Genomic DNA, 14,694 nt, shown 5'->3' with positions numbered 1-14,694 from the left:
CTATGAATAAAAAAATAATTCCCAGACTCAGCTTTTGGCAGATTTGGAACATGAATGTCGGATTTTTCGGCATCCAGTACAGTTTCGGGCTCCAGCAGACCGCGGTCAATCCGCTGTATTCTTTTCTGGGTGCGCATGCAGATCAGCTTCCCATCCTCAATCTGGCCGGGCCGGTTACAGGTTTACTGATCCAGCCGCTGATCGGGGCCATCAGTGATAAGACATGGAGTGTCAAGTGGGGCCGCCGGAAACCGTTCTTTCTGCTCGGGGCCATATTTTGCAGCCTGGCACTGTTTGTTTTTCCGTTCAGCTCATCCATCTGGATGGCAGTCGGGCTTTTGTGGATTTTAGATGCCGCCAATAATACGGCGATGGAACCTTACAGGGCTTTTATCGGGGATAAGTTGCCTGAAGAACAGCAGACCTACGGGTTCCAGATGCAGAGTCTTTTTGTGGGCGGCGGCATTACCCTGGCGAATCTTTCCCTGTTTGTTTTTCAGAAATATTTCGGCGGAACGTCAGCATCCGGAGGTATTCCTGCCTGGGTGTACTATTCATTTTTCTTGGGTTCTTTCTGTTCAATTGCTTCTGTAGTCTGGTCGGTTTATAAGACACCGGAGATCCCGCCTACGGAAGAGGAGCTCATCAGGCTGAAAGCCGAAAAAGAAAACGATACGGTTTTTACGCCCTTTGCAGATATTGCCGAAGCCATTATAAGGATGCCGAAAATACTCTGGCAGCTGGCATTGGTGTATTTATTCCAGTGGTACGCGCTGTTCTGTTACTGGCAGTTCGTAACCCCGATGATCAAGCAGACGTTATATCATGTTTCTGAAGGTGATGAGGTAAAAGCTCAGCACATTCTTGAAATTTCAAAGAAAGGATTAGGAAATCCGGCTGATCTGGAATGGGCCAAAAATATCCTCCGTCTGGTAGAAACTGCGGTAGGGCAGACCGGACTGATGAACGGGTTCTATAATTTCATCACCATGGTTTCCGCACTGCTTCTGATTCCGCTGGCACTGAAATATTCCACGAAAAATGTCTATGCCTTTTGCCTTCTGGCTACCGGCATGTCTTTGCTGATCTTACCTTTCATCAATAATGAATATCTGATTTTACTGCCGATGGTTCTCTTCGGGATCGGTTGGGCGGCGATGATGGGACTGCCTTATTCCATGGTCTCCCCGTCAATACCTCCGCACAGAAGGGGCGTGTATATGGGCGTGATCAATATGATGATTGTGATTCCGATGCTGATCCAGACGGTTTCCTTCGGATTTATCTATAAACATTTTCTGGGGAATAATCCGGTAAATGCCATAATCCTGGCCGGAATCCTGTTTTTACTCGCCTCGTTCTCTGTTGTTTTAATCAAAACCCGGAAAACATCTGAGATTGACAGATAAAAACTGTATTTACCGTTTAAAATCTCCGGACAGAAACTTGTTCTGATAAAGTTTCTGTCGAGAGATTATTTTTCCGACAGATCTTTTTAATTTTTGGACCGGCTTGCCAGGTTCTTCTTAATCTTCATCATCATTTTATCCGTTACAAAACGCGGGATATTGGAATTGAACCAGTTCTGAAACCCTGTTACTTTCTTGCCCCTGCCTGATAAAAGATGCCTTACTCCCAGCTCAGCAACCACTTCGGGCTGCATGGGTCTGCTTTTGTACAGATTGGTTGCCTGCATTTCTTCTGTCGTAAAGCCGGTATCGGTTGTTCCCGGATACAGTGAATTAACGGTAACGCCTGTTCCTTCCAGTTCCGCCGCAAGGGTTTCGCTGAATGCCATCACAAATGCTTTGGTTGCGGAATACACGGCAAAATAAGGGAACGGTAAAAATGAGAGCACCGATCCTATATTCATAATCCGGCCGGATTTCCGGCTTACCATATCCTGCGAAAAGAGCTTGGTCAGGATCACGAGGCTGGAAATATTCAGCTGGATCATATTCAGTTCTTCATCCAGGGAAGTTTCTGTAAAATGGCCGTAATTGCCTGTTCCTGCATTATTAACCAGATGGGAAACAGAGAGGTTTTCTGATTTAACCTTTTCATACAGTCCCTTGGCTGCATTTACACCGGAGAGGTCGGCAATGAAATAACGGACCAATACGCCGTATTTTTTTGTTAAATCGCTTTGCATCTGCTGCAGTCTGCTTTCCGTGCGGGCCACCAGGATGAGGTTGTAGGCTTTTTCTGCCAGTTGGTATGCCATTTCGTAACCGATTCCTGAGGATGCCCCGGTAATTAAAATATATTCTTTCATTTTATAATTTTTATTTGTTAAAAGGTCAGTTTTTATCTTCCAGCTGCGGCGGGATTAATTTATACATCACCGGGGTAACGATCCTTGATAATATGGTGGAACTGATCAGTCCTCCGATCAAAACAATTGCCAGCGGTGCAATTAACGGGTTAGGGTTCAGTGCAATAGGAAGCAGCCCGCAGATAGCCGTGATGGAAGTCAGCACCACCGGAAGAAAACGCGTTTCACCGGCAATATGGATGGCTTCATCAATACTGTGGCCTTCCAGCCGGAGCTGATTCGTAAAATCAACAAGCAGCAGGGAGTTTTTAACCTGGATCCCCGACAGGCCGATAAAGCCGATGATGGATACCAGTGACATGGGATTCCCGGTCATCAGCAATAAAACAACCCCGCCCAATATTCCTAAAGGGATGATGGACAGAACGATGATGATTCCTTTAAAAGTTTTAAACTGAAGCAATAGGACGGCTATAAAAAGAAAGGCACTTAAAATAATCACCGAAAGGAAGTTTCCTCCCAATGCATCACCTTCAGATTCCGCTTCACCGGAAAGTTTGTAGGAATATCCGGCGGGTAACTTCATTCTGTCCAGTTCAGGGATAATGTCTTTCAGGATATCATTTGCCAGGACACCGTCTTTGGTGAGTGAAGTTACTTTTGCAAAACGGGATTTATTGAAATGGTTAATCGCTGTGGGTGATTTTTCAAAGCTGATCGAAGCAATCTGATCGATCTGAACCGGGATCCCCTGGATATTATTCACATACAGGTTTTTAAGTGCATTCAGGTCAGCAAATTTTTCTCTGGGAAGGGTAATGACTACATTTCTGGAATCGCCGCGGTCATCAATATAATCTCCGACATTCAATCCTGCAACGGCCATACGGATTACCCTGTCCACATCGCTGGTCATCACTCCCAATGTCCGTGCTTTTTCTTTGTTAATCTTTATTTTAACATCAGATTTATAAGCATTCAGTTCATTGTTGATATAAAATGTTCCGGGATGTTTTCTCAGCAGCTGCTCCACTTTAAATGAAATGGAACGCAACGTATCCTGGTTTTCCCCGAATACCCTCACCACAATATTGGCTTCAATCGGTGTGCCCTGTTCAAAATCTTTTATTTCCACCCTTGCATAGGGAAAGCTGCTGAATTTTGACCTGAGCTTTTTAATCAGCTCCGTTTTTGATCCGGGACCGGCTTCATCTTCCATCTGTACGAAAATCTGGGCAAAATCCGGTTTTATGTCCTGCTGGTGTACGTTGTAATAAATCTGGGGATTGCCTTTTCCAACGTTTGAGGTATAATGAACGATTTCATTCTCCTTTTTAAGCTCTTTTTCTATTAGCTTTGTGACCCGGTTACTTTCAGGGAGATCTGCCTGCAGGGGCATTTTGATATTGATGAGGAACATCGGCTTCTCTGAAGTGGGGAACAGCTTAAAGCCTGCGAGCGGGAAAAGCATAAATGCGAGAATACTCAGTACAACGGATATTCCGATGGTTGATTTCGGCCATTTTAGGGCCAGCGGCATGATCCGTTTGTAAGACAGGCTTAAAAACTTCTGTAAATTTTTAAGAAAGAAATTTCCTTCTGCGTGGGTATGGGTCTTCAATATTTTGCTTCCTAAAAACGGAACCAGGGTGAGTGCCACAATCATTGATGCTAAAACACTCGTCATAACAGCCATAGGAAGGCTGCGGATAAATTCACCGGCAATATCCGGGAGAAATGCGAGGGGAAGAAATGCAATGACTAAAGTAGCTGTACATCCCACAACAGCAATACCGATCTGCTTTGTGCCTTTTAAAATGGCATCTTTCCGGGAGTGGCCTTCTCTCAGCCAGCGCTCTATATTTTCAACCACCACGATACTGTCATCCACCAACAGTCCCAGTGCAACCACCAAACCAACGATGCTCAGCTGATTGAGGGAATACCCCAAAAGATTCATTGTAATGAGACCCAGCGCGAGAGAAAGCGGTATGGAAATCATGACAATAACAGAAGCCCGGAATCCCAGCGGCAGTAAAGTAATTACCACCAGAAGAATGGCAAGGGCAAAATCAAAGCCCAGATGTCCCAGACGTTGGGATACCATATCTGCCTGGTCAAAATTTTTGATCATTTTGATGTTTTCCGGCAATGTTTTGCTGAATGCTTCAAGAACGGGCGTATATTCTTCCTGGACATTTGTGATGTTCACATTGTCTTTCATGGCGGCAGTAACCAGGATGCAGCGGTTGCCGTTAATACGTGTGATGTGGTTCACCGTACCGTCTTTGTAGGTAACACGGGCAACATCTTTCAGATAGATGATTTTCCCTCCTGCATTATAAATAACCGTATTGGCAACATCTCCCACATTCTTGAATTTCCCGCTGGTCTTCACATTAAAAACCTTACTGTCGAGATTAATACTGCCTCCGGGAATATCAGCTGCTTCACTCTGGATGCTTCCCATCACAAGGTTCAGCGGTATTTTCAGCCGGGCCAGCTTATCAAGCTGCAGATCAATCCTTATTTCCTGTTCCGGGATCCCTGCATATTTCACTTCCCGAAGGTTGGTGATTTTTTCAAGCTGGGTTTTCAGCTGGTCTGCCTTATCCCTCAGGGTCTTGCCTGATGAGGTGTTTGAGACTAAAGCAACCTGCAGGATTTTAACATCAGAAGAGGATATTTTTTCAGTTTTGATGAGATAAATATCTTTTGGAAGCTCGCTGCCTTTAAGTGCGTTGATCTCGGTGGATATTTCCTGGTATTTGTTGTCTACATCAACACCATATTTAAATTTGATCTGGATGGCGGCAACCCCGTCTTCAACAGTGGTAAGGATCTTATCGATGTTTTCTAGGCCGTAAATTTTATTTTCAATCGGTTTTACCACCTGCTCTTCCATATCCTTGGGGCTGGTTCCGGGATAAATTACTGTTACCAGGTACTGCGGGGGATGGGTAGTGGGATCTTCAGACCGCGGCATGGTAAAGAGGGTCAGGATACCGACTACGGCAACAAGCACAAATATGATCAGCGTAAACTGATAATTTTTAACGGAGAAATTTGTAATCTTCATAATTACCTGATGATTTTAATAATGGATTGCTCGTTGAGGTAGGCACTGTTGGAAACAACAATGGCATCAGTCCCGGCAGGCTTTTCTTTGAGGTAAACTTTGGTATTGTCGAATTTCAGGATATTGACCGGGACTTTCTTTACCCTGTTTTTACTATCAGGAACGAAGACGAATCCCTGTTCACCGTCTGCTTCTACCAATGCATTATAAGGGATGACAACAGATTTTTCAGACTGGTCTGTTTTTATTTCAGCTTTTCCGAACATCCCGACGGCGGGAGCCACCCCGTCAAGCTTTAATTTCAGTTCTACCTGGAATGAACCGATTTCCCGGTCAGCCGACTGCAGTTTTCTGAAGACGGCTGCCTCAAATTTCTGTCCAGGATAGCCGTCCAGGGTGACGCTTGCAGGCTGTCCCGTTCTGATGGCGGCCCACTCAAGGTCCGTTACGCCCACTTTCAGTAAATAGCTGTTGTTCTTCTGGGTGGAGTTGGTGAGGAAAACAGGCATTCCGCCGCTTACGATTTCCCCTTCATTGGCCAGTTTTTTAGAAACAAAACCGTCTGAAACGGCATAGATCTTAGCATACCGTTCGTTGAATGCCGTAGCCTGTTTAGACTTTTGGGCAACTTCCAGGGCCGTTCTTGTGTTCTGCAGCTGCTCAAGAGAGAAGACGCTGTCTTTATAGAGATTATGTGCGCGGTTATAATCACGCTGGGCTTTAGCAACATTCAGGTCAGCCTGGGCAAGTCCTGCTGCTATTTCCGTTGTGTTTAATGTGGCCAGCAGCTGGCCTCTCCGGAAGGACTGTCCTTCATTCACCCATATTCTGCTGATGACCCCACCGATCTTAAATGAATAATTGGCCTGATCTTCTGTGCTCACCAACCCTGTAGCCAATACGGAACCGGATACTTCTTCAGATGATAGGGGGGAGATTTTTACAGGTATAATATCCTGGCCTCCGTGCCTGTTTTTTTCCGGGTGCTTTTCACTGCAGGAAACCATAAACAGAGCCAGGGCAATAGCGGTTAATTGTATTTTTTTCATAGTGATTATTGTATTGTAAAGCTGGCATTGGCACGTTCAATAGCGGCATAAGCGATCCACGTGTCAAATAATGCGATGTTAGATTTCAGTTTTGCGTCGATCCACTGATTTTGGGCATCCAGAAGCTCAATGTAGATCGTCATCCCTTCTTTGTAAAGCTTAGACATGTCAGTGTAATACGTCTGGCTTGTTTTCAGCTGCGACTGTGCGGCGGAATACTGGGCAACAGCGCTTTCCAGATTGGCCTGACGTACTTTCAGCTCGGTTAAAAGCTGCTGCTGTACATACGAAGTCTGAGATGAAATAGCCTGCTGTTCCGCAACAGCCTGCTTTATTCTGTAGGTGTTCTTGCCAAATGCGAAAAGGTTCCATTCCAGTGAAATACCCAGCAGATAATATCTGGATTTCTGGTTGAACTTCCAGTCGAAAGCCTGTGAACCCAAATCAAGGCTTGCCCCGATCTTTGGGATGAAATAAGATTTTGCAAGGCCGGTAAGGTCATTGTTAATTTCTCCCGAAATGTGAAGCTTAGACAGTTCTTCGCGGCTGCTGATATCTTCATTCAGTACCTTTCCCTGTTCCGGTAAAACATCAATGTCATCTGCCGGTATGCTGTCTGTTAAAGGCCGGTTGAGGAGAAAATTAAAATAATACTTTGCAGATTCTTCCGTTTTCTCAGATGCGGTGATAGAAGCTTTGATCTTTGAAACTTCATTCTGGCTTCTGACGACGGCTGTTCTGTTGATTTTTCCATTCTCAAACAGTTTCCTGTTCACCCTTTCCCCTTCATTAACCAGGGTGAGGTAAGACTGGTAAATCTTTGTGGCATTTGTAGCCTTAAGATAATTGTAATATGCGGTTTTAATTTCTTTAACCAGCTCCCGCTTATACAGCAGGATTTCCGTTTTCTGCAGGTCGATCTGTTTTGATCTGATCTTTCTGTTGTAGCCAAGCTCCGCATTCAGAATGGGTTGGGTAATACGGAACTTCGCATCATAGAAATTATCCGGGTTCAGCAGGATGCTCTGATTCTGAAGCTGTGGAAATGAGCTGCTTCCCGTCAGCTGGTTTAAAGTGGAGTAGACGCCGTTCAGCAGATCACCTGTAGGGAAATCTATGGTTCTCCCTCCGTCTGCTTTGGTATACGTGGTGGAAAAAGAAACAGCAGGCAGAAACATGCTTTTAGCTTCACCCAGAGCATAAATGCTTTTTTCAAGAATAAAAGACTGCTGCCTGATACTCTGGTTAGATTCAATACCTTCCTGTATGTACGTATCAAGTCTGTTTTGTGCCTTTAAAATTTCTGTGGGCAGATAGATAAAGATCATCAGGCAAAAACACATGAGCATTTTTCGTTTAAGTTTATTAATCATTGTATTTATTTTAAACAGTGTTCAATTATATGGTAAAAAAAAGGATTATCCTTTTTCCAGAAGCTTTACGAAACAGTTGTACCCGTTCTGCATCAGCTCTTCATTGGTTTTGCTTTCAAAGCTCACCGTACGGTCTTTACAGAAAAGGGCACATATGCCATGGATTGATGACAGCACCATAAAGGTAAAGTATTCGGTATCCATATCTGTAAATCTCCCTTTATCCTGGCATTCCTTAATCAAAACGAACAGGTGGTTGATGGCCTCTTTGGCAATCTGGAAACCTCCTCTTTCGGGGGAATCTGAAGCTGACTCTTCTACCATAAACATCAGGTTATAATAATCTTTATTCTCCTGTGCAAACTGGATAAATACCCTGCCGACTGCCTTCAGGCGCTCAAAAGGATCTGCCACACTGTCTAAAACCCTCAGTTGCGTCAGCAGTAACCGGAAGCCTTCTTTATGAAGTTCGTGGAAGATCTCGCTTTTATCTTTAAAGTGAAAATAAATAGTACCCGCACTGTAGCTGATCTCGCTGGCAATATTCCGCATACTGGTATTCTCATAGCCTTTCTGAAGGAATATTTTGCGTGCCGCATCCAGAATACGTGTACGCATTTCCATTTTTTCCTTATTTTTTCTTTCCGAGATGCTCATATGCAGTATAATATTTATGCCGGGCTTTTAAATATCAGTTTTAATTTTTTAAAAAGAAACAGCTAATAATCTGCAAATCTAATGAACGGTGTTCAATTAAACAAGTTTTTTCTGTACAGATGTATCTTTTTTATTTAATCATTTAATCATTTAATCATTTAATTGAATCAATAAATACCTGAACAATAGTGGTTGTTTATCAGGGATCAGCTATTTTCAGCAGCCTGTATGTTTTTGGGGAGGTGTTTTTAACGGATTTAAAGTATTTTCCGAAGTGCGAATTATCATTAAAACCCAGTTCATAAGAAATTTCCGTTACGGAAAGGGTCGTATGGAGCAGCAGCCGTTCGGCTTCCAGAATGACCCGGTTTTTAATTACCTGTCCGGCTGTGATGTCAAGGTGCTCTTTTACCAGAACATTAAGATAGTTAGGGGTAAGGCTCAGTTTTTCAGCATACTTTGAAGTGGTTTTCCATTCTTTGTAATGCTGGTTGACCAGGTTCCCGAAATCTTCCGTTATTTCTTTCTTGTGGTTAAGGGACCGGTCAATGCGGCTCTTTTTAGAATTCCGGATGTATTTCAGCATAAAAACCTTCAGTAAAAGGCAGATGGTTTCTTTCTTAAGCAATTTGCTAGAGCAGTACTCGTCCTGCAATTCTTTAAAGGTCTGCAGAAGGTTTTTCTGGTTTTCAGGAGCCGGTAAAATCGCCGGCGAAACACTGTTGAGCGCAGTGTCGCTTTTTATTACTTTATTGCCTGTATAAACGAAATTATAGAATGATTTGGTAAAGAGAATCACGTCACCGGTAATGTTATGATTGCTTTTTATATGATATACCTGATTGTAATTGATAAAAAAGAACTTGCGGGGCTTCAGGTCAAATTCCTGGTTATCTATGGTCATTGAGCCGGCTGCATCATGGAAAATCAGGACCGTATAGAATTTATTTTTAAAATGGGAATCCGACTGTAATTTATCATTAAACTCAGCAAAAGACATGATCAGGAATTCATTTCGTAATACAGAATGATCTCTAAACTTGTTTAAGGATAATGCATGAATTTTATGATTCAAAGCCTCTTCGGTTTTATCATTAAATATAATAAAAATTCATCACTTTACTGCATGTTCAGGGGTGCGGTACCGTAATTTTATGATCAATTATCTTATCAACATAAACAGAATTCATGGCGCGCAGGACGGCCATGTAGTTCATGCTGAAATCTATCGTGTCGCCAACCTGGTAACAGGAATGGTTATCAGACAGGTTCAGGACCATCATATCAGAGCTCGCGCCTAATATTTCTATTCCCGGCGGAATAGGGCATATATGTTTGGGGTCAATATCCAGGATTCCGACATCCACAATAGCCCTTACAGCGGTCTTTTCACTGTCGGTTTCATCATGCGTGGGCGTTTCACCGGACAAGTTGGTTCCCACTTCTCCTGTGGGCACCATCGGTTTTTCAATGATTTCTATAATTTCTGCCGTCAGCTTGAAGACATCCTGGTACATGCCTTCAATAACAGAATCGTTATACACGTCGGTTCCGAAAAATAAGGTTTCCCCGACTCTGAAATGATTGATTCCCTCAGGCACCTCGTTTTTAAAAATAAGCGGAATGGTTACGGAAGAGCCTGCCGAAATATAAGGGATCCGGGTGTGGTAAGATTCTTCGATCATTTCTTTGAACCGGTTAAGCTCAGATAGTTTCTGCTCATCAGGAAGGATGCCGTTCAGGCATTTCAGGTTGGTCCCGAGTCCGGTTATTTCAATATTAGGCAGTTTAATGGCTTCACGGTAAAACCTGGACAGGTCCTTTACCATAATGCCTTCCCGGAGCTCGCCCATTTCCACCATAATAATGATTTTATGGATTTTATCCTGCTTCACCGCTTCTTCGGAAAGTGCCTTTATCGTGTCAATCTCGCTGTTGAAGCTTACATCGGCATACTTGACAATGCTTTGAACCAGCCTTTTGGCAGGCGGCTTGATATAGACGGTCTGTGTTTCCGGGGAGAGTTCTTTTATATGCCTTAAATTGGTTAACCGGGAGTCGCAGAAATCTTTATCACAGATTTCCAGCAGGCATTTTAAGAATTCTTCGTTTCCGCAGAGCACTTTTGCCACAACGGCCCATTCAATACCATTCTCGCTGAAAAGACGGTTTAAATACTGATAGTTATGGGCTAATTTATGAGCGTGTAGAGTAATGTGTGACATTTTATTTTTTTAAGCGCATTTCAAGATATTTACTGGTAAAGCCAAGCTTCTTGTACAGATGCATGGCCGGGTTTTCAGGCTCACAGTGGAGCGCGATATCTCCTTCCGAAGCATCAACCGCCGCCTGCATTAACATTTTTCCGATGCCCTTTCCGCGCACATCTTTATCGGTGGCAATATAGACCAGGATGTTTTCCGGTATATATCCGCCCATTCCGGTTTTATTAATCACTACCGCACCGGCCAGGCTGTTGCTGTCCTGTTCCGTTGCTGTAATGATAAGGCCTCCCGGCTTGTTCTGTTCTCCCATCGCATAGCTTACGGCATTTGAAATATCCGCTTCCGGATCGCCATACTGCTCAAGATGCTGAAAAAGGAACCTGATGATTTCCTGTTTCTGAGGTTCATCGGCTTTTTTATCTGCTGTATATTTCTGTAGTGTTATCATCATATTTTATTTTTTATCCGGGGATGGGAAGGGTGATGTCAAAACCACTGGTTCCGTCCGAAGTACCGGTATTTCTGTTATTTTTATTCCTGAAAAAGAACAAGGGAACATCTGTATTGTTTACCATCTGCTTGAAGAAGTTTTCTGAAAAAAAAGACTTCCAGCTGTCTTCATCTTTATCATTGAGGATAATGAGGTCTGCCTGGTCATCTCTGGAAAACTCAGAAATCCGGATGGCTTTGTCACGGGTTATCATAAACTCCGCGTGATACTGCCGGGTATTTTCAGCAAGTGTTTTCTGAAGCTCCAGGTAGGCACTTTTTATTTCGGGAATATCATGCTCTGCACAGATTCCCAGAAGGCTGATGACGCCTCTGTTTTTTTTGGCGATTGCCATGGAGAGATCAAGCTTTTCCGTTAAATTATCCAGTATTCTTACCGGGACCAGAATGTTTTCAAAAGTATGTTTATGCCAGGTTTCCGGCACCAGCATCACGGAGCAATGTGCCCCGGTGAGAATTTCATAGGACATGGAGCCTAATATAAGCTGCTTAAGCTTTTGGGTTCCTGAAGTACCGCTGATGACCACGTCCACATCCCTGAGCCCAATAATTTCATTGAGACCCGCGATTAACGTATCATTTTTAATAAGGATTTCAATGTTTAATTGAGGATGCTGTGCTCTTAAAGAATTTTCAAGATCTTTTAATGACTGTTCAGCTCTCAGATAATGGTCCTGGACTGTTTCTGAACTTATCACCTGTTTCCCTGTTCTGTCAGTCATAAAATAATTATTAACCGTATGGAACAGAATGAGGTGCGCGGCATGGCGGGCAGCCATATGGGAGGCCATGGTAACCGCGTTGCCCGACTTACCCGAGAAATCAGTAGTCACCAGTATCGTATTAATAGAACTGTGCATCATAAATTTTTTAAGCATCGAAGACAAATATCTTAATAAAGTGATTTAATTCCTGTTAAAAAACAATGCAGTTATGGTATAAATTATCTTTTTTAAGTTTTATTGAACAGATAAATCTGTTTTTAAATCATATTTCAGGTCATAAAAAAACCACCGGAAATTCCGACGGTGTAGTTAATGATATAGAGAACATTTCTGTTCTTATTCCAATTTTCTGATGCTGGTTTTATCCTGTAACGGAACACGGGTCTATTGTAGGTTCTTGATCTGTTGTCCGGCATTTTTATTCTGAGGGTTAAGCTTCAGGGATTGTCTGTAGTGTTCCACTGCTGATTTTTTGTTTCCCGGTTCGGTATAAATTTCACCCAGGCTGTCAAACGCATTGGCACTTTCAGGATATAAATAGACATTCAGCCTGAACAGTTCCAGGGCATCCTGTAATCTCTTTTTGAGAAACCAGTTTATAGCCTCAGACATTAACATCACTTTCTGTTAAACTGAAATCCGGGGTTTTTGATTTTAATTTCTTCACGGCACCTGCTGCATTGATTGATACTATATTTAAATAAACTTGCTTAAATTTTAAAAGCGTTCCTCAGAAAACAGCAGTTCAGGTGGCCATAAATGGGAATGAAATTCTTTAATTCTTTCGCAAAGATAGCCTGGGAAAACAGATTTTAATTTATTCAGAAGAAAGAAAAGAAAATTTTCAAAGTTTTTTATTCAGATAAAAATTTTTAAATTAAAATAAAGTACTGTAAATGAGTTGGTTATTTATGAATTAATTTTTAAGAAAAGCCAAAGAAATAAGTAGAGTTATCAATTTTTTATTATATTCGCATTTTTTTATAAAAGTACCCTAAACAATTGTATATTTACAGCGATAACATTATATGTTAACGAATTCAATAAGAAACTAATAATTCATGAATTGAGGCTCACATTATGAAAGTGGACGCCATTATCATGGATATATTAAATAAAAAAAAGCTATTTAATTATGAAACAAATTGTGATATATGGTGTTGGTCATATGGCTGAATTCATCTATTATTCCTTCCAGTATGACAGCGGCTACGAGGTAGTTGCTTTTTGTGTAGATGAAGCTTATCTTGAAGCTTCTGAGACAAGCCACTTCGGCCTTCCGGTACTGGGTTTTTCAGATGTGCTGAAACAGTTCCCTCCCGATTCCTGCCTGATGCATATTGCAGTGGGAAGAAACAATGCCCGTGAAATAATTTTTAAAAAAGTTCTTGAAGCAGGATATGGCTTTGCCAATTACATTTCTTCTAAAGCAAGCGTATGGCCGGACCTCGTGACGGGGCGAAATGTTTTTATTGACCAGGCGAGTGTGTTGCAGCCTTATGCAACCATTGGCGATAACTGTATGCTGATCGGGGCGCGTATCGGCCATCACTGCCGCATCGGGAACAATGCCCTGCTGTCCGGGACTTCTTTAGCCGGAAATGTGACCATTGGTGATAATTCTTTTCTCGGCATCAATTCCGGCGTTAAAGAAAGCGTTCAGATCGGAAGCCATAATATTATAGGCGGCAACTGTTTTATTACCAAGAATACAGAGAAAGGTTCATTGATCTACCAGGCGAAAACCTCCCAGAAACTGGTGGTTTCCAAAAATATTATTATGTTTAACAACACGCACAAGTGTGGATCAGAATAATTAAGGAGAACGTAAATATTCACCAGGCTCAAATGCATAAAATGTGAAGTAAATCGTCAAAAATTGAATTTCTGACGATTTACTTTTCATATTAAAAACTGTTTGTTTCTGTGCTGAAATATTTACCGGATGCAATAATTTGCAGGCTTCTTAAATTCTGATGCTCTTTTAAACGGTTATTTTTTAGGTTTCAGGGAAAAATTATCCACATAAACAGCCTGATGGATGCCGCTCAGCAAAACTTTAAGCCCCAGGTAGGCATCTTTCTTTAAAGTAACCGTAATTACTTTCCGGTCTCCTGTTATTTCAGAAGGTTTGGTGATGGAAGTATATGATTTTGTATCTGAGGTATTGCCTATGGAAAACAGTTCCAGGGTGGTTTTCCCGCCGTTGTCTGAACTGTCAAGGGTAAGGGTGTAGGTTCCGGCCTTAATTTTCGGGGTCACCAGAAACATATTTTCTCCCGGATTGGTCATAGAATAAAAAACAATCTTTTTATCAGTGCTGTACAGCATTGCTTTTCCCTGCTGCGCAGTCCAGCATTTGCTGATCTCTTTCCAGGTGTCAAAATTTTCAGTAATGGTTGATACCGTGTTACACTGTGCCTGTGCTGTTAAAAATCCTCCCAAAGCCATAATCCCTGCAAAAACTGTTTTTCTCATATTTCATTTATAATTGTGAAGTAAAAATAGGGAAAAAAGGATATACCGGAGATCTTTGTTTCGTGATTCAGGTCATTAATTTGATGGAATTAATCCATTTATCTTTGCTGGAATTAAAGGCATTGAATTTATATCCAAAACTTTTCCAATCAATTTTAACGCTATTTTCTCTGATTTTTAAATCTACATGAACATCTGCGTAATTGCCATAAGCAGCGGGAAATTATTTATGGAATACATCAGAATAAGACCTTAAGTTAAATAAGTTATCATCATTTTCAATAATTTCAATTCTTTATTTTTTATTAATTTTATAAAAATAT

At 42.0% G+C, this 14,694-nt stretch carries 13 protein-coding genes; 2 read left to right on the top strand and 11 right to left on the bottom strand.

Going from position 1 to position 14,694, the window contains the following annotated elements; all coding sequences use genetic code 11:
- Positions 1–2: 2 nt before the first annotated feature.
- Complete coding sequence (locus ASE55_RS12130) at positions 3–1,409, top strand: MFS transporter (protein ID WP_056219862.1); 1,407 nt, start codon at positions 3–5, stop codon at positions 1,407–1,409.
- An 86-nt stretch (positions 1,410–1,495) separates the two neighbouring features.
- On the opposite strand, the gene ASE55_RS12125 is transcribed toward ASE55_RS12130, so the two are convergent.
- The 10 genes from ASE55_RS12125 to ASE55_RS12080 form a co-directional block, all read right to left on the bottom strand.
- The gene (locus ASE55_RS12125) at positions 1,496–2,275 is read right to left on the bottom strand and encodes an SDR family NAD(P)-dependent oxidoreductase (RefSeq protein ID WP_056219858.1); all 780 of its coding nucleotides are present in this window, start codon (positions 2,273–2,275) and stop codon (positions 1,496–1,498) included.
- 25 nt (positions 2,276–2,300) lie between these two features.
- Positions 2,301–5,354: an efflux RND transporter permease subunit gene (locus tag ASE55_RS12120; protein ID WP_056219855.1), complete on the bottom strand. Its 3,054-nt coding sequence runs from the start codon at positions 5,352–5,354 to the stop codon at positions 2,301–2,303.
- A gap of 2 nt (positions 5,355–5,356) precedes the next feature.
- Positions 5,357–6,403: an efflux RND transporter periplasmic adaptor subunit gene (locus ASE55_RS12115; RefSeq protein ID WP_056219852.1), complete on the bottom strand. Its 1,047-nt coding sequence runs from the start codon at positions 6,401–6,403 to the stop codon at positions 5,357–5,359.
- 5 nt (positions 6,404–6,408) lie between these two features.
- The gene (locus ASE55_RS12110; protein ID WP_082474520.1) at positions 6,409–7,776 is read right to left on the bottom strand and encodes a TolC family protein; all 1,368 of its coding nucleotides are present in this window, start codon (positions 7,774–7,776) and stop codon (positions 6,409–6,411) included.
- Between the two features lie 45 nt (positions 7,777–7,821).
- Positions 7,822–8,400, bottom strand: a complete 579-nt coding sequence (locus ASE55_RS12105) for a TetR/AcrR family transcriptional regulator (RefSeq protein ID WP_185116294.1) — start codon at positions 8,398–8,400, stop codon at positions 7,822–7,824.
- A gap of 232 nt (positions 8,401–8,632) precedes the next feature.
- Positions 8,633–9,433 (bottom strand): helix-turn-helix domain-containing protein, encoded by an 801-nt coding sequence (locus tag ASE55_RS12100; protein ID WP_056219847.1) that lies wholly within the window; start codon positions 9,431–9,433, stop codon positions 8,633–8,635.
- Positions 9,434–9,563: 130 nt separating this feature from the next.
- Positions 9,564–10,658 carry an alanine/ornithine racemase family PLP-dependent enzyme gene (locus ASE55_RS12095; protein WP_056219843.1) on the bottom strand — a complete coding sequence of 365 codons (1,095 nt, stop codon included), beginning with the start codon at positions 10,656–10,658 and terminating at the stop codon, positions 9,564–9,566.
- Between the two features lies 1 nt (position 10,659).
- A complete protein-coding gene (locus ASE55_RS12090; protein WP_238585044.1) occupies positions 10,660–11,109 on the bottom strand; it encodes a GNAT family N-acetyltransferase in 450 nt (149 codons plus the stop codon).
- Positions 11,110–11,119: 10 nt separating this feature from the next.
- Complete coding sequence (locus ASE55_RS12085; protein ID WP_185116293.1) at positions 11,120–12,028, bottom strand: universal stress protein; 909 nt, start codon at positions 12,026–12,028, stop codon at positions 11,120–11,122.
- 249 nt (positions 12,029–12,277) lie between these two features.
- Positions 12,278–12,505, bottom strand: coding sequence for a tetratricopeptide repeat protein (locus ASE55_RS12080; RefSeq protein ID WP_056219838.1), 228 nt, complete (start codon positions 12,503–12,505; stop codon positions 12,278–12,280).
- Positions 12,506–13,028: 523 nt separating this feature from the next.
- Between ASE55_RS12080 and ASE55_RS12075 the strand changes: the two genes are divergently transcribed.
- The gene (locus tag ASE55_RS12075) at positions 13,029–13,709 is read left to right on the top strand and encodes an acetyltransferase (protein WP_082474505.1); all 681 of its coding nucleotides are present in this window, start codon (positions 13,029–13,031) and stop codon (positions 13,707–13,709) included.
- 176 nt (positions 13,710–13,885) lie between these two features.
- On the opposite strand, the gene ASE55_RS12070 is transcribed toward ASE55_RS12075, so the two are convergent.
- Complete coding sequence (locus tag ASE55_RS12070) at positions 13,886–14,371, bottom strand: hypothetical protein (protein WP_056219833.1); 486 nt, start codon at positions 14,369–14,371, stop codon at positions 13,886–13,888.
- Between the last annotated feature and the right edge of the window lie 323 nt (positions 14,372–14,694).

This window comes from Chryseobacterium sp. Leaf201 (assembly GCF_001421435.1).
GTDB lineage: Bacteria > Bacteroidota > Bacteroidia > Flavobacteriales > Weeksellaceae > Chryseobacterium.
The sequence above is the reverse complement of the archived record's forward strand: the minus strand, read 5'-3'. Positions and strand labels throughout refer to the sequence as shown.